At 34.3% G+C, this 16479-nt stretch carries 12 protein-coding genes and 2 pseudogenes; 12 read left to right on the forward strand and 2 right to left on the reverse strand.

Translation table 11 applies throughout. The annotated features are described in order from the left end of the window. The first annotated feature begins 377 nt into the window (after nucleotides 1-377). The 7 genes from CN288_RS14915 to topB all read left to right on the forward strand — a co-directional run bounded on the left by CN288_RS14915 (nucleotide 378) and on the right by topB (nucleotide 9269). A complete protein-coding gene (locus tag CN288_RS14915) occupies nucleotides 378-1274 on the forward strand; it encodes a LysR family transcriptional regulator (RefSeq protein WP_026591992.1) in 897 nt (298 codons plus the stop codon). A gap of 59 nt (nucleotides 1275-1333) precedes the next feature. After that, nucleotides 1334-2167 (forward strand): YitT family protein, encoded by an 834-nt coding sequence (locus CN288_RS14920; RefSeq protein ID WP_026591991.1) that lies wholly within the window; start codon nucleotides 1334-1336, stop codon nucleotides 2165-2167. Nucleotides 2168-2375: 208 nt separating this feature from the next. Continuing rightward, on the forward strand, nucleotides 2376-2687 hold the full coding sequence (locus CN288_RS14925; protein ID WP_026591990.1) for a metal-sensing transcriptional repressor: 312 nt from the start codon (nucleotides 2376-2378) through the stop codon (nucleotides 2685-2687). Nucleotides 2688-2699: 12 nt separating this feature from the next. Beyond that, nucleotides 2700-5096 (forward strand): heavy metal translocating P-type ATPase, encoded by a 2397-nt coding sequence (locus CN288_RS14930; protein ID WP_026591989.1) that lies wholly within the window; start codon nucleotides 2700-2702, stop codon nucleotides 5094-5096. A 20-nt stretch (nucleotides 5097-5116) separates the two neighbouring features. Further along, nucleotides 5117-5320 (forward strand): copper chaperone CopZ, encoded by a 204-nt coding sequence (gene copZ, locus CN288_RS14935; RefSeq protein ID WP_026591988.1) that lies wholly within the window; start codon nucleotides 5117-5119, stop codon nucleotides 5318-5320. A 270-nt stretch (nucleotides 5321-5590) separates the two neighbouring features. Further along, a complete protein-coding gene (locus CN288_RS14940; RefSeq protein WP_098302555.1) occupies nucleotides 5591-6874 on the forward strand; it encodes an aminopeptidase P family protein in 1284 nt (427 codons plus the stop codon). A gap of 250 nt (nucleotides 6875-7124) precedes the next feature. Then, nucleotides 7125-9269 (forward strand): DNA topoisomerase III, encoded by a 2145-nt coding sequence (gene topB, locus CN288_RS14945; RefSeq protein ID WP_098302556.1) that lies wholly within the window; start codon nucleotides 7125-7127, stop codon nucleotides 9267-9269. A 393-nt stretch (nucleotides 9270-9662) separates the two neighbouring features. Here topB and CN288_RS14955 read toward each other — a convergent pair whose 3' ends face one another. After that, entirely contained in the window at nucleotides 9663-10856 is a 1194-nt protein-coding gene (locus tag CN288_RS14955) for a nucleoside transporter C-terminal domain-containing protein (protein WP_098302557.1), read from the reverse strand. A gap of 488 nt (nucleotides 10857-11344) precedes the next feature. Between CN288_RS14955 and brnQ the strand changes: the two genes are divergently transcribed. Next, the gene (brnQ, locus tag CN288_RS14960) at nucleotides 11345-12697 is read left to right on the forward strand and encodes a branched-chain amino acid transport system II carrier protein (protein ID WP_026591983.1); all 1353 of its coding nucleotides are present in this window, start codon (nucleotides 11345-11347) and stop codon (nucleotides 12695-12697) included. Nucleotides 12698-12744: 47 nt separating this feature from the next. Further along, nucleotides 12745-13066 (forward strand): annotated as a pseudogene (locus CN288_RS14965) (copper resistance protein); the annotation flags it as partial. A 97-nt stretch (nucleotides 13067-13163) separates the two neighbouring features. Here the strand turns inward: CN288_RS14965 and CN288_RS14970 are convergent. Further along, nucleotides 13164-14075 (reverse strand): DMT family transporter, encoded by a 912-nt coding sequence (locus tag CN288_RS14970; protein ID WP_026591981.1) that lies wholly within the window; start codon nucleotides 14073-14075, stop codon nucleotides 13164-13166. A 97-nt stretch (nucleotides 14076-14172) separates the two neighbouring features. Between CN288_RS14970 and CN288_RS14975 the strand changes: the two genes are divergently transcribed. From CN288_RS14975 to CN288_RS14985, 3 genes and pseudogenes are all read left to right on the forward strand, one after another. After that, complete coding sequence (locus tag CN288_RS14975; protein ID WP_098302558.1) at nucleotides 14173-15042, forward strand: LysR family transcriptional regulator; 870 nt, start codon at nucleotides 14173-14175, stop codon at nucleotides 15040-15042. Between the two features lie 135 nt (nucleotides 15043-15177). After that, nucleotides 15178-15609 (forward strand): annotated as a pseudogene (locus tag CN288_RS14980) (Rrf2 family transcriptional regulator). A gap of 115 nt (nucleotides 15610-15724) precedes the next feature. Beyond that, a complete protein-coding gene (locus tag CN288_RS14985) occupies nucleotides 15725-16375 on the forward strand; it encodes a DsbA family oxidoreductase (protein ID WP_026591979.1) in 651 nt (216 codons plus the stop codon). Nucleotides 16376-16479: the final 104 nt, after the last annotated feature.

Genomic DNA, 16479 nt, shown 5'->3' on the forward strand with positions numbered 1-16479 from the left:
TCCATCATTTTTATAAATGATTTCTATTAAAATAATTCATTTTATTTATTTGTATTCTAAATATATAATAGCGATTAGGTGAGTGCAAAGAAGCGGCTTTTTCATGAGTATAGGAATTAATGCTTTTTTAGAGCATTGATTAAGTTGAAAATATAATGAGGTTGTTACTAAAACCAACTAATTTCATGAGAATTATTATTTTTATTGGTGTTTTGGTGAATACTGGACTACATTTCCGCTTTAGAAGAAAACTATGTAATTTACATATTATCTTTTTTATTATTATGGAAATATGAATATAACAAGAAAAATATCAGGGATTTATAGTTTAGCTTTATATAACACAAAAGAATGATCGTACAACAGGAGGAGTAAGTATGGAGCTGCGCCATTTGAAAACTTTTATTATTGTAGCGGAAAGCGGTGGCTTTACACGGGCTGGTGAACAACTGGGATATACGCAATCGACAATCACCAATCATATTAGATCATTAGAAGAAGAGATAGGAAATCCATTATTTGATCGTCTTGGCAAAAAGGTAATTTTAACTGAGGTAGGAGAGCATATGCTTTCTTATGCACATAAAATATTAGAATTATCGAATGAAGCATTGGAATCATCTCAAATGAACGGTAAATCGTCAGGAACAATACGTATTGGAGCAAATGAATCTTTAATGATTTATCGATTACCTGCTGTTTTATATGAATTTAAAAGGAAGTATCCACAAGTTCATATCATTTTACAACCATCAGAGAGTCAAGAGTTGCATAATGAATTAAAATCAGGGAAATTTGATTTCGCATTATTTACACATCCGGAACAACTTGGGGCAGACATCGTTACTCATTCTCTTGTTCAAGAGAAGATTGTACTTATTGCTCCGCCGAGACATCCCTTAACGAAAAAAATGAACGTTGATCCTGCTGATTTAGAAGGGGAAATGTTGTTACTTACAGAGCCAGGGAGTTATCGAGATTTGTTAGAAAGACGAATTAAAGAAGATGGTATTAATTGTTCTCATATTCATTTTTGGAGTATTGAAGCGATTAAGCAAACTGTTATGTGTGGGCTAGGGATATCTTATTTACCGTTTATAACGGTAAAAGAAGAAATCGAGCAGGGTAAGCTAAGTGTATTACCATGGAAGTATAGTGAAGATTTCGTTACTACTGAATTGGCATATCATAAAAGTAAATGGTTAACTCCTGCAATGAAGAAATTAATTGAAATGATAGAAAAGCATGCAGAGAAATGGAAAAAATTCTCTTGATTCTCTGAGATGAAATTAGGCTGAAAAACATATGTATTGGATAGGTAGGGGGAAAAGTAATGAACGAAAGAGTAAAAGAAATAGCGCTTGTCGTAATTGGATCATTATTGTTTGCGATTGGAATTAACTTTTTTGCTATTCCAAATCGATTATCTGAAGGTGGAATTATCGGACTGACAGTTATTACATATTATCTGTTCGATTGGTCACCAGGTACTGTAAACCTTATAATAAATGCAGTATTACTTGCAATTGGGTATAAATTTTTTGATAAGAAAACAATGGTATATACAATACTTGGTATTGTATCTTCATCTTTCTTTTTATATATCACAGAAGATATTGCGACTCCAGTAAATCATGATACATTATTAGCGGCTCTCTTCGCTGGTGTTTTTGTTGGAATCGGTTTAGGGTTTATGTTCCGTGCAGGTGGTACATCAGGTGGATCTGCAATCATAGCACAACTAGCAAACCAATATTTAGGCTGGAGCGTTGCGAAAGGTGTATTAATTATTGATATCGTAGTTATTGCGGGTTCAGTATTTATTATCGGACAGGAAAAGGCTATGTATACGCTGGTAGCGGTATTTATAGGTGCAAAGGTTATTGATTTTATTGTAGAAGGATTGAATACAAAGACTGCTGTAACAATTATTTCAAACTATCCAGACATGATCAAAGAATCAATTATGAAGAATATGACACGAGGTGTCACAGTATTAGATGGAAAGGGCGGTTACACAGGAAATAACAAAGAAGTATTATATATTGTCATTAATAAACAAGAACTTATGCAATTAAAGAAAGTCGTGAGCCAAAAAGATGAAAATGCGTTCGTTGTTATTCATGATGTACGTGATGTATTAGGTGGTGGCTTTAAAGCGAGTTAAAAATATACAAAAAGCGTTACAATAATTGTGTTTGTTATAGGATAGAAATACTTAAGAGCCTACTGATAACAGTAGGCTTCTTTTTGTAGGTTGAAGGGGTATATGTTTGAAAAAATTCAAAAATAGGATTATATCCAGTTGCATTTTATACCCCTTACCCGTATAATGTATTTGAAGAACGATGATTACTATAACTGAGGTGGTATGGATGGGGCATTGTGAAGGTAATGAAACAAATTCAAAAATGGTTCCTCGAACAGAAGAGGAAATTCAAAATGTTATAAAACGTTTAAAGCGTATTGAAGGTCAAGTACGTGGTGTTCAAAAAATGGTTGAAGATAATCGTTATTGCGTTGATATTTTAATCCAAATTTCAGCGATTAATGCAGCTTTAAATAAGGTGGGTTTTTCATTATTAGAACGTCATACAAAACATTGTGTAGCAAAGGCAATTCATGAAGGGAATGGAGATGAATCTATTCAAGAATTAATGAGTGTCATTAAACAGTTTTCAAAATAGGAGGGGTATACAATGGATAAACAAAAACATGTTACGCTTGGAGTTACAGGAATGACATGTGCAGCTTGTGCAACCCGGATTGAAAAAGTACTAAATAAAATGGAGGGGGTAGAAGCTAACGTAAATTTAGCTATGGAAAAAGCAAGTATTAAATATGATTCATCAAAACAAGAAATCTCAAATATAAAAAATAAAATTGAAAAACTAGGCTATAACGTAGCAGAGGAAAAAGTTACTTTAGATATTGAAGGAATGACATGTGCAGCTTGTGCAACCCGAATTGAAAAAGTGCTAAACAAAATGGAAGGAGTTTCGAATGCAACTGTTAATTTAGCTACAAACAGTGCGGTTGTAGAATATAATGAAGGTTTAATTTCTACAGAAAATATTTTAGAAAAAATAAAGAAGACAGGGTATAAGGGGCAAATACGTAGTGAAGATGTAGATCATTCAGAGAGAAAAGAGGAGGTAATTAAGGAGAAGAAGCGTCAACTTATTATTTCTATTATTTTGTCTTTACCTTTACTCTATACAATGCTTGGGCATATGCCATTTGATACAGGTCTACCAATGCCGCATATTTTAATGAATCCATGGTTTCAACTTCTACTAGCAACACCGGTTCAATTTTATATTGGTGGCCATTTCTATGTAGGTGCTTATCGTGCTCTTAGAAACAAAAGTGCGAATATGGATGTACTAGTTGCCTTAGGAACATCAGCAGCTTACTTTTATAGCTTATATGAAGCATTGAAAACATTGAGTAATTCTGCATATGTTCCTGACCTTTATTTTGAAACAAGTGCAGTTTTAATTACATTAATTCTAGTTGGGAAATATTTTGAAACATTAGCCAAAGGGCGTACAACAGAAGCAATTTCTAAATTATTGAGTTTACAGGCTAAAGATGCACTTGTTGTACGTGATGGTCAAGAAATACGAATACCACTTGAAGAAGTAGTTATTGGAGATACGATTATTGTAAAACCAGGTGAAAAAATACCCGTAGATGGTATTGTAATCTCGGGGATATCTTCTGTTGATGAGTCTATGATTACTGGAGAATCTATTCCAGTTGATAAAAAAGAGGGAGACGCTGTTATCGGCGCGACTATTAATGCAAATGGTGTTCTGACTATTAGGGCTGACAAGGTTGGGAAAGATACAGCTTTAGCAGGCATTATTAAAATTGTTGAAGAAGCTCAAGGCTCTAAAGCACCTATTCAGAGATTAGCAGACATCATTTCAGGTATTTTTGTTCCAATTGTTGTAGTTATTGCTTTAATTGCTTTTATTGTATGGTATTTCTTTATCACACCAGGGGATTTACCAAAAGCATTGGAAGTTGGAATTGCGATCCTTGTCATCGCTTGTCCGTGTGCGTTAGGTCTGGCTACACCAACTTCTATTATGGTTGGCACAGGAAAGGGAGCAGAGAAAGGAATTCTATTTAAAGGAGGTGAATTCTTAGAAGGAACGCATAAAATCAATGCGGTATTACTTGATAAAACGGGAACAGTAACAAAAGGGAAACCAGAAGTTACTGATGTACTAGAATTTAAAAAAGGCATGCTGGATTATGCTATTTCAGCTGAAAGTGCTTCTGAACATCCATTAGCACATGCTATTGTTGAATATGGAAAGAAAAATGAAATTAGATTGAAAGATTTAAAACAGTTTTCAGCAATTCCAGGTCATGGTATTGAGGCAAATATTGAAGACAAAAAGGTTCTTGTTGGAACACGTAAATTAATGAATGAACAATTAGTGGAAATATCAAAGCATGAAGAAGTCATGAAAGAATTAGAGTATCAAGGTAAAACAGCAATGCTTGTCGCAATTGATGGGAAACTTGCTGGAATTATCGCTGTAGCTGATACAGTAAAAGAAAGCTCAAAGTATGCGATTCAAACATTAAAAGAAATAGGAATTGAAGTATACATGGTGACGGGGGATAATAAACGTACAGCTGAAGCGATTGCGAAGCTAGTTGATGTTGATCATGTATACGCAGAGGTATTACCAGAAGATAAAGCTAAAATTGTAGATGATTTACAAAAGCAAGGAAAAAGAGTGGCAATGGTGGGAGACGGTATTAATGATGCACCAGCTCTTGCGAAAGCTGATATCGGTATGGCCATTGGAACTGGTGCAGATGTAGCGATTGAAGCAGCAGATGTTACTCTAGTTGGTGGGGATTTATCTCATATATCAAAAGCAATTGAGTTAAGTCGTAAGACAATGAAAAATATTCGTCAAAATTTATTTTGGGCTTTATTTTATAATGCAATTGGAATTCCTGTAGCTGCGGCTGGATTGTTAGAACCTTGGGTAGCAGGGGCAGCGATGGCATTTAGCTCAGTATCTGTTGTGACTAATGCGCTTCGCTTGAAACGCGTTAAAATATAAATTAAATGGAGGAATTTATTATGACAATCACATTAAACGTACAAGGAATGACATGTAATCACTGTAAAATGTCAGTAACAAATGCACTTACGGAGTTAGAAGGAGTACAAAATGTTGAAGTGGATTTACAAGAGGGAACTGTAAATGTAGAGTATAATGATACAAAAGTAGATGTAGAAAAAATGAAAGAAGTTATTGAAGATCAAGGATATGATGTGGAGTAAAAGGTAATTTCAATCGTTTTTTACAAAAAGGTCACTTTATGAAAAAGTGGCCTTTTAATTTGTGATTGGTATTGTATTATTATTTCATTTAAGAAGTGCAATATATTTTTAAGTATTAGGCTATGAAAAACAGTCTTGTGTCATCATTTATCTCGACCTGTTCGAGTCTATCGATAGGTATTGAATTGACGGAAAATTATAACGATAATACAATTAAATAAACTGGATAGGCAGTTTTAAGGAGATTCATAGAACTTAAGGGGGATTGTTATGAAGCAATCATTTTTTATTGAAAATCGAAAAAGGTTAGCAGAAACATTGCCGGATGAATCTGTTACGATTCTATTTGCCGGACAGGCGCCTCATAAGTCGGCTGATTACCTTTATACATTTGTGCCAAACAGAAACTTCTATTATATGACCGGTATTGATGGGGCGAACGTTATTTTTGTGTTGAAAAAAGTAGGCGAAACAGTAGAAGAAATGCTTTTTATTGAGAAGGCAGATCCAGTTCTTGAAAAATGGGTAGGCAAAACAATTTCAAAAGAAGAAGCAGAAGCTATTTCAGGTATAAAAACGATTGTGTACTTAGACAGTTTTGAATCATCAATTGCGCGAACGTTTTTTACAGAACATGTGAAACACGTATATTTAGATTTAGAATGTCGTGAGTGGGCAGGGACAGAGACACGGACATTAGCATTCGCTAAACATGTAAGGGAACGTTATCCACACCTTTCAATCGGGAACGTTTATCCGAATATATCTGAATTGCGCGTATTTAAAACTGAGGAAGAGATTGAAAAGATAAAAGAAGCAATTATGGTTACAAAAGAAGGTATTTACAATGTACTTAAGCATGCGAAAGAGGACCAGATGGAATATGAATTAGAAGCTCATTTTGATTTTACACTAAAATCAGCTGGTATTAAGAATCATGCATTCAATACGATTTTAGCAGGTGGGAAAAATGCAACAGTGCTGCATTATGAGGACAATGATTCCAAAATTAATAAAGGCGATCTTGTACTGCTTGACCTTGGAGCTCAGAAAGATTACTACAATGCTGATATCAGTTATACGTTCCCTGCAAGTGGAACATTTTCAGATCGCCAAAAACAGATTTATAATATTGTGTTAAAAGCACTGAGGGAAACAATTGAGATCGTGAGGCCGGGATTAAAATTTGCTGCACTAAATGAACATACAAAAAAGGTGCTCGCCGAAGAGTGCAAGAAAATTGGTTTAATCCAAGAAGACTCCGAACTCTCCAACTATTATTATCATGGGGTGAGCCATTTCCTTGGTTTAGATACTCATGATGTAGGTTCGTACAAAGACCGAGTGCTCGAAGCTGGTATGGTCATTACAGTGGAACCCGGCTTGTATATTGAGGAAGAAACGATTGGAGTTCGTATTGAAGATGATATTTTAGTTACTGAAAATGGATATGAAAACTTGTCAAAAGATATAATAAGAACTGTTGAAGAGATTGAGGATTTCATGAGAGTACACAATCCAAATGTGAAGGATAGACAGATTGTTGCAAAATAAGAAGAACGAAGGCGCCTAATTTGTGGCGCCTTTTTCATGTTGTTTTAGAATTTTTAGTAATATGTTATATAATGAGTTCCTATTGTGAAGGTACTAAAATTAAGCGTATAATATTAGAAGTCTATAGTAGAGTATACAAAGTTGTAGGTTATACTTATATGTGAAAATTTGTGAAGGTTTTAAAGAGTTTATATGAAAATTGAAGAGATATTATTGAAGCAATACTGGAATTTAGATAGGGAGTTATAAAATGAAATTAATTATTGCCGAGAAACCAGATCAAGGTTTGGCCCTTGTTTCCCAATTTAAATATCGCCGAAAAGATGGTTATTTAGAAGTGGAAGCAAATGAGTTATTTCCAAATGGAGCTTACTGTACATGGGCAATTGGTCATTTGACGCAGTTATGTAATCCGGAACATTATCACGCTGAGTGGAAAAAATGGTCACTTGATACATTACCAATGATTCCGGAACGCTTTCAATTTGAAGTTACAAAATCAAAGTATAAGCAATTTAATGTTGTAAAACAGTTGTTACATAATCCGCAAGTGACAGAAATTATTCATGCAGGCGATGCAGGGCGCGAGGGGGAATTAATTGTACGAAATATTATCAATCTTTGTAACGTGCAAAAACCGATGAAGCGTTTATGGATTTCCTCCTTAACGAAGCAAGCGATTTACCAGGGATTTAAAAATTTACTTGATGAAGCAGATACAATCAATACGTACTATGAAGCATACACACGATCATGTGCCGACTGGGTGGTTGGGATGAATGCATCGCGTGTCTTTAGTATTTTGTTAAAGAAAAAAGGAATGAATGATGTGTTTTCGGCTGGTCGTGTACAGACGCCGACATTAGCTTTAATTGTGAAACGTGAAAAAGAAATAGAGAACTTTAAATCAGAGCCGTTTTGGGAAGTGTTTGCAACTTTTAATATAGAGGGAAAGAAATATGAAGGAAAATGGGAGCAAGATAATGAGTCCCGTTTAAAAGATCCTGATATGGCGAATAAAATCGCAGCATTTTGCCAAAATAAACCGGCCGAAGTAAAGGAAATGAAAACAGAGCGGAAAGAGTTTCAGCCCCCATTTCTATTTAACTTATCATCACTGCAAGCAACAGCGAATAAAGCATTTAAATTTTCGCCGAAAAAGACGCTTGATATAACGCAAGCTTTATACCAAAAAGGAATTGTGTCTTATCCACGTTCTGATTCTAACTATGTAACGCAAGGTGAAGCAGCGACGTTTCCTGATATCTTACAAAAGTTAAGCCAGTTTGATGAATATAAAGAGTTACTACCAGCGCCGATTGAATCCATTATGAATAATAAGCGATATGTGAATGAGAAGAAGGTTACAGATCACTATGCAATTATTCCAACAGAACAAGTGACAAATCCAAGTAAACTATCTGGCGATGAAAAGAAAATTTACGATATGATTATAAGGCGTCTCATTGCGGCTCATTATGAGGTTGCGATCTTTGACTATACAACGATTACAACACTTGTTGATGGCCGTGCTGAATTTATTTCAAAAGGGAAACAGCAAATTCAAGAAGGCTGGCGCAAAGTTATTTTCCAAGATGATAAGGATGATGAAACCATTCTTCCAATCGTAGCAGAAGGTGAGCAAGGAAAAGTTGTAAAGGTGAAGGTGAAAGAAGGAAAAACGCAGCCGCCAAAGCGTTACACAGAAGGACAACTCATTACATTAATGAAGACGGCTGGAAAGTACTTAGATAATGAAGAGCTTGAGAAAGTATTAAAGAAGACGGAAGGTTTAGGTACAGAAGCAACTCGTGCTGGCATCATCACAATGCTGAAAGATCGTAAGTATATTGATGTTAAGAAAAACCAAGTATACGCAATGGATAAAGGGAAAGTATTAATTACCGCAATTGGGGATAAAATTTTAGCTTCTCCAGAAATGACGGCAAAGTGGGAACAGCGTCTAGCTGAAATTGGAGAAGGTACAGCTTCACCAGCAACCTTTATGGAACAAACGAAAAAATTATCGGCGAAAATTATTGAAGATGCGATTGAAATGTCTGAGAAATGGGATTTTACTGGATTGAATGTAGAGTCAATTGAACGAAAAGGATCGAAATTTACAATAGGTAAAAAAGTAGGAAGATGTAAAAAATGCGATGGGGATGTAATTGATAAATCGACTTTTTACGGTTGTTCAAATTATAATACAACTCAATGTGATTTCACTATCTCCAAAAAAATATTAGGAAAAACAATTTCACAAAAAAATATGACGAAGCTATTAAAAGGTGAACAGACAGATTTAATTAAAGGGTTTAAGAAAAACGATAAAGCATTCGATGCGAAGCTAGAGTGGAAAGATAATAAAATTAACTTTGTGTTTGAAAAGTGAAAAAAGGTGTTACGATAATATCGTAACACCTTTTTTTCTAAGTATTTGTGTGTAAAGGGTCTAGTAGATATTCCCTCGTTTCTTGCATAGTTTACATAATTTTCATCCCGCTATTCGCGGGTAGTAAGACCCTTACCTCAAAACTGAGCGAAAGCATTGTCCAGTTCCAGTGGCTTCGCTTCTTCCTGCGAGGTAAAAAACACCTCTACGTCAGAAGCTCCATCCTCCTCACATTCTGGACGAGCCACTTCCACTTTTCTTTAAGAAGTTAGGTGGGAATCAACAGCCTGTAAAAGTCCGATTGGTGAGGGCTAATAATCAGTGGGGATGAAGATCCACATTAATTAAAATTTCATTTTATATGTAAAGGTGTCATGTATCTTCTGTATTCATTTACCATACAAAAAGCCCCACAAGCATAGCGCTTAATAAGGAAACAGCCATTCCACTAACAAGAAGCTTCCAAACATTCTTACCGATAATTACTGATTTTTCTGCACCAAATAATGAATTGTAAGTCCCATAAATCATACCAACTGTACTAAAGTTAGCAAAAGAGGCTAGAAATGTTGTTGCAACTGCAATAGTATGCGGATGTAAAGAGTGTAAGCGTGATTTTAAATCCATCATCGCAACAAATTCATTAGTTGTAATTTTTATCCCCATTAATTCAGCGACATACATAGCATCAGTTCCTGATAAACCGAGTAAAAATGCGAAGGGACTAAAGATAATAGAGAAGATTTTTTGAATTGTTAAACCTGTTACAAAAAAACTTAAAATACCATTCAAACATGCTGTTAATGCTACATATCCAATAACCATGGCTAGAATAACAATAACCATATTCATCCCCACTAACATACTGTTTGAAATGGTAGAGAAAAAATCTTTTTTTTCTTCTTTTGATGGTGAATAAACAATATCTTCTTCTTTAGTGATTGCTATAGGATTTAAAACATTTGCTAAAATTAATGCATTTATACAGTTTAAAGGAATTGCACTGAAAATATATGTTGCTGGCACCATTGATAGATAGGCACCAAGAATAGATCCGCTGACGCTACTCATACTCATAATTCCAAAAGTCAACAAACGATTTTCTTTTAAAACAGATAATTGGTCACGAACTACAGCAAGAGCTTCCGTGTTTCCTAAAAACATCATTTGAATGGAAAAAAAACTTTCTAACTTTGGTAAACGAGAAATTTTTGAAATGATTGCACCTACTTTATCAATAATCCAAGTTAAGATTCCAAAGTAAGAAAGAATATCGAAAAAAGTGATAACAAAAATGATAGGAAGTAATGCGCTAAAGAAGAAGTCAACTGTTTGATTTTCCATAGCTGATGGAAACGCAAATCGAATACCTTCATTCGCACATGAAATGAGCCAAGTGAAAAATGATGCAATTTTATTAATTATGATACTTCCCAATTTGGTGCCTAACATAAACCATGTAATAAAAAGTTCAAGGATTATCAGAATAATGATTGGTTTCCACTTTATGTTTCTTTTATTAGGTGAACATAAGAAAACTATTAATAATACAATGAAAATCCCTATAATATTTAATATCAAATTCATGTCAACAACTCCTTGAGGTTTATTATTTGTATATAAAAAAGCTCTTATTCTCCACACTTAGGCTAATGGAGGAGAAATTATGAAAAACAAGAGGGAAATGTAAAAAATATGAAGGGGATCTATTTTAGGAAAAGTCATTATTTTTTAGGTGTTTTTAATTCGTGGAAAATATTATTAAATTAGAAATAATTATGAAAGAAGCTGAAAGTGTGAATGAAATTTTATCACATGAAGAAAGATGAGATAGATATGCACTTACAAGTAAAGTAGTTTAGTATAACTTTGTAATGCGAATGAAATTTGTAGTATTTCTCCAATTTTTTATACTGAAAGCGAATTTAATTAAAAAATTCAAAAAATAGTATTGAAATATATTATTCTTAAGACTATAATAAGTGATAATAAAATATATACTAGTTAAATATTCAGAATCTTCAATTAGTTAAAAATGGAAATGAAATAATTGATTTTGTAATGGAGGTTGTATCATGTCGAATAAAGTACCTTTTTCGTTCATAGTAGTTATCGGATTAATGTTATTTGCTCTTTTTTTTGGAGCAGGAAATTTAATTTTCCCTGTAATGTTAGGTCAATCAGCTGGAACAAATATTTGGTCAGCGAATGCGGGATTTTTAGTAACTGGGGTTGGACTACCATTACTTGGTGTATTAGCATTTGGAATTTCAGGAAAAGAGGATTTACAATCACTGGCAAGTCGTGTTCACCCTGTTTTTGGAATTGTATTTACAACAGTTCTATATTTAGCAATTGGTCCATTATTTGCAATACCGAGAACGGGTAATGTTTCCTTTGAAATTGGTCTTAAGCCTTTTGTACCAGAAAGTTTAAGTTCTATGGCTTTAGTTATTTTTACAATAATATTTTTTAGTATTACTTGTTTTTTTTCGCTCAATCCTGCGAAAATTGTCGATATTGTTGGAAAAATCTTGACGCCAATTAAGTTAACGTTCATTGGAATTTTAGTAATTGTTGCTTTCATTCATCCGATAGGGGATATGCAAGCACCTGTTGAAGCATATACATCTAATGCATTCTTCAAAGGGTTTCAAGAAGGATATTTAACAATGGATACACTTGCATCTTTCGTATTTGGTATTATTATCATTAACGCTATTAAAGAAAAAGGGGCAAAAACGAAAAAGCAAATTATGGTTGTTTGTGCAAAAGCAACGATGATTGCAGCGACAGTATTAGCAATTCTTTATACGGCGCTTTCTTATATGGGAGCTTCAAGCGTAGCAAAACTGGGGCACTTAGAAAATGGTGGGGCAGTTTTAGCGAAAGTGTCAAACTACTACTTTGGTTCATATGGTGGAATTCTATTAGGATTAATGATTACAGTAGCTTGTTTAACGACTAGTGTAGGACTTGTTTCAGCATGTTCTTCATTTTTCCATAAACTATTTCCAAAGGTATCTTACAAAAAAATTGTTGTTATTTTATCTGTTTTTAGTGCAATTGTTGCAAATGTAGGATTAACACAACTGATTGCAGTTTCTGTTCCGGTATTAACAGCGATTTATCCATTAGCGATTGTACTAATCTTTTTAACATTCTTCCATTCATTATTTAAAGGGAGAACGGAAGTGTATCAAGTAAGCTTACTAGTAACGTTTATTATAAGTTTATTTGATGGATTAAATGCAGCTGGAGTGAATATCCAAGTAGTGAATCATGTATTTACTAAATTTCTTCCAATGCAAGAAGTAGGCCTAGGATGGATATTCCCAGCTATTATTGGTGGATTTATTGGATACGGTATTAGTCATTTAAGAGTGAAAAATGAAATTCATTCTAGCGTAGCAAAAGCTAATAAGTAGTGATATGCATGAAAAAAGTTGTAGAATTCGTTTAGGAAGAGTAATGAAAGGTATTACGCATTGGCGTAATACCTTTTTGGTTTGGATTACTTATTATGAAAGCAATGAATAGTCATGTATATGGTCTAAAGTATAAAAGAGATTGCTGTAACTATGGAATTTAAACATTTATTTGCAGCTTCGCTATGGATTGGAGGATTTTCTGCAAGTATACCTCTTTTATCTAAAGATCATAAGAATGGGAAATGGACGTTATATTCGGATGCCATTAAAAGATTTTCACCATGGGCAATATGTGCGGTTATTATTATTGTCGTAACCGGTTTATTTAATAGTAGATTCTTTATTCCGACAATCGATTCTTTCTATTATAGTATCGCTCGGTACATGTATATTTGTATTACGTCTTAAAAAGTAATAAAGAAAGAGCTTACCATCTTATAGGTCTTTTCTTCTTTATATTTGATTAACATCTTTTAGGCTCAGCCGCTTCTTTTGTTAGGAGTGATTTTGGTTTTATATTTACAAAGCAAATGCTTATGACAATAAACAATAGTCCGATAAATAAGCTAATTGTAATCGCTTCGTGTAGGAAAATAGAACTTACAATAATTGCGATGAGCGGAATAAGAAATGTGTAGGCTCCAACTTTACTCGCTTCGCCAGCTCCGACAAGTGTAAAGTAAGAAAGCCACCCCAGTGCAATTACAAAGATTGAAATGAATAGTAGTACGATTGCAAATGGTACGCTCCAAGCGATACTAGACCAACTTTCAAATTCTGAACCGAGCCCAATTAAGCAGAAGCCACCGATAATGAGTTGAAGGGTTACCATCCAAATAGCGTTTACACGGTTCCCGGTTCTTTTTATAAAAACGGTCCCTAGCGCCCAGCCTATTGCACATCCTAAAGCAAGAAAAATACCGATGATAGAAATATGTCCAGTTAAGCCACTAGAACTAATAACAGCAACGCCTGTAAATCCAAGAATAAGACCAAAGATTTTTAAGCCATACATTACTTCTTCAAGCCAAATCCAAGAGAAAATTCCAAGTAAGACAGGCTGGAGAAATACAATAGCGGAAAAAAGTCCTGCAGGCATATATTGAAGTCCTACAGTTTGTAGACCGTAAAATAAAATAATATTGAGTAAAGCTGAAATAAAGTACAAATGCCAAGTTTCTTTTAAATGTAATTGTTTGTACTTAGGCAATGCGAAAATAAGTAGAATGAATCCTCCAATTACTGTTCTAAGTCCTGCAAATAATACGGGTGGTGTATAATGCAGGGCGAATTTAGATAAGGGCCAATTAATCCCCCACATAAGAACGAGAAATGAAAGGAGCATGACCGTTTTTGTTCGTGAAAGCTGTGTCATGATAATACCCCCTTGTTGTATTTCATTTCATTATGATATGATATTGAACACGATAAATAAAATGAATCTTTTTTATAAGGAGTATAAGTAATTTGTTATGACCATCACACAACTTCAAGTTTTTGTAAAGGTAGTTGAACTAGGAAGTTTCACGAAGGCAGCTCGAGTTTTGAATATGACACAACCAGCTGTGAGCCATGCTATTTCTAGTGTTGAATCAGAACTCGGTGTAACGCTTATTATACGTGATAAAAGAAAAGGTCTAATTCTGACTGATGTAGGAACTCGGATTCTTGTTCATTTTCGTGAAATTTTAAGTGGCGTTGAAAAAATAGAACAAGAGGTTGCGATGGAGAAAGGGCATGAAGTTGGGACAATTCGAATCGGAAGCTTTCCAAGTGCATCAGCATATTTCTTGCCTAAAATGATTAATATCTTTCGCGAAAAATATCCGAATTTAGAGCTGGTTCTCTATGAAGGAACTCTTAAAGAAGTGGAAGAGTGGCTATTATCACGTGTAATTGATGTAGGAATTGTTATTTTGCCCAATAAAGAAATGGAGATTGTACCGTTAACAAAAGGAGAAATGGTTGTTGTCTTGCGGGATGATCATCCTCTTTGTGAGAAAGAAGCTATTACAATAAATGATTTAGAAGATGAACCAATTATTTTATTTAAGGGAGGATACGAACCACCAATTATTGATATGTTTAAACAAGCAGGTGTACCACTTCGAGTTGAGTATGCGGTGTCTACCGTTACAACATCTTTAAATATGATTCAAGAGGGGTTAGGTTTAGCGATATTAGCTGAATTATCATTAATGAATTTACCTCCAAATGTCAAAACGAAAGCATTAGCACCTCAAGTATGGAGGGAAATTGCTTTGGCTGTTCCTTCATTAAGGGAATCCTCACTAGCTGTTCAACTATTTATTGAAGAGTTCCAGGGGCTATTCGCAGAATGATAAAGAGCGTCTCATATATGATAATGAGACGCCTGTTTGTTTTTCACTATAATAACGCCCCAAAAAAAGTCTATAAAAAGGATTGACGTACCTCTTTGTTGTAACTATAATGATTACATTCGGGTGGTGATCATAATGAAAATTAGTAGCCGCTTTTCTATAGCTGTTCATATTTTATCTATTTTGGAAAACAATTCATCCCCCATTTGTACTTCTGAATGTATGGCTGAGAGTATAAATACAAATCCGGTTGTAATTCGAAGAATAATACCTGACTTAAAACGGGCTGAGTTTGTTTATGTAAATCGAGGGCCAGGTGGGGCTGGACTATTAAAGGATTTAACTGAGGTTACATTATTAGATGTGTACCATGCAGTAAATGTAGTTGCGGAAGATAAGTTATTTCATATTCATGAACAACCAAATCCAGATTGTCCAATTGGAGCAAATATTCAAGCTGTTTTAGAGGTTATTTTAGTTTAGGCACAATCTGCAATGGAAGAGGTCTTGAAAAGTATTACTATGGGGCAGTTATTTCAATCTTTACAAGAAAAAATAAATGCTTGAAATAAGAATTGAGGAATGCAGAGCTCTATAAAAAGGAGAATGCATATTTTTTTCTTCTAAATGTAACCAACTCCGTTACATTTAGAAATAATAAAAGAAGGTAAGGTGTAATCATATGTCTGTAAAAATGAAAGTATACTCTGATTTTATTTGTCCATTTTGTTTTTTGGCAAAAGGTCCATTGGATGAGGTAGCTAAGGAGAAAGATGTAGAAATCGAATGGATGCCATTTGAATTACGTCCAAGCCCGTATTCAAAAATCGATCCATGGCAAGAACCAGATAAATTAAGTTCTTGGGATTCTTTTATTCTTCCTACTGCGAAAAAATTAGGAATTGAAATGCGTTTACCTCGTGTTTCTCCGCACCCATATACACATTTAGCTTTTGAAGGATGTCAATTTGCGAAGGAGCATGGATTTGGAAACGAGTATCATCACCGAGTATTTACTGCGTTTTTCCAAGAAGAACAAAACATTGAAGATATTGATGTATTAACAAAGCTAGCGGTAGAAGTAGGGCTTCCTGAAGCGGAATTTAAAGATGCTTTAGTAACTCGTAAATATAAAGAGAAACATCAAAAAGCAATCCAACATGCATATGATGAGGCGAATATTATGGCTGTTCCAACAGTAATGATTGGAGACGAAGTCATTCAAGGGCTTGCTAGTAAAGAAATGTTAGAAAGAGTAATTGATAAAGAAATACAAAAGGAAAAAACAAATTCATTTGATGGCATGCAATGTACGACTGATGGATATTGCTAAGTCTGATATTTAATTAAAGAGTCAAATCGGTTTGTTTAAATAAACTATAAAACTTATATACCTAGAGGCTTTAATATGTCAGTAACTACAACAAATTTTGGGGC

Source organism: Bacillus sp. AFS023182 (genome assembly GCF_002560575.1).
GTDB lineage: Bacteria > Bacillota > Bacilli > Bacillales > Bacillaceae_G > Bacillus_A > Bacillus_A arachidis.

Bases quoted from the DNA above. Each gene is read 5' to 3' on its own strand.
- CN288_RS14915 (WP_026591992.1), top strand. From the start codon at position 378: ATGGAGCTGCGCCATTTGAAAACTTTTATTATTGTAGCGGAAAGCGGT.
- CN288_RS14920 (WP_026591991.1), top strand. From the start codon at position 1,334: ATGAACGAAAGAGTAAAAGAAATAGCGCTTGTCGTAATTGGATCATTA.
- CN288_RS14925 (WP_026591990.1), top strand. From the start codon at position 2,376: ATGGGGCATTGTGAAGGTAATGAAACAAATTCAAAAATGGTTCCTCGA.
- CN288_RS14930 (WP_026591989.1), top strand. From the start codon at position 2,700: ATGGATAAACAAAAACATGTTACGCTTGGAGTTACAGGAATGACATGT.
- copZ (WP_026591988.1), top strand. From the start codon at position 5,117: ATGACAATCACATTAAACGTACAAGGAATGACATGTAATCACTGTAAA.
- CN288_RS14940 (WP_098302555.1), top strand. From the start codon at position 5,591: ATGAAGCAATCATTTTTTATTGAAAATCGAAAAAGGTTAGCAGAAACA.
- topB (WP_098302556.1), top strand. From the start codon at position 7,125: ATGAAATTAATTATTGCCGAGAAACCAGATCAAGGTTTGGCCCTTGTT.
- CN288_RS14955 (WP_098302557.1), bottom strand. From the start codon at position 10,856: ATGAATTTGATATTAAATATTATAGGGATTTTCATTGTATTATTAATA.
- brnQ (WP_026591983.1), top strand. From the start codon at position 11,345: ATGTCGAATAAAGTACCTTTTTCGTTCATAGTAGTTATCGGATTAATG.
- CN288_RS14970 (WP_026591981.1), bottom strand. From the start codon at position 14,075: ATGACACAGCTTTCACGAACAAAAACGGTCATGCTCCTTTCATTTCTC.
- CN288_RS14975 (WP_098302558.1), top strand. From the start codon at position 14,173: ATGACCATCACACAACTTCAAGTTTTTGTAAAGGTAGTTGAACTAGGA.
- CN288_RS14985 (WP_026591979.1), top strand. From the start codon at position 15,725: ATGTCTGTAAAAATGAAAGTATACTCTGATTTTATTTGTCCATTTTGT.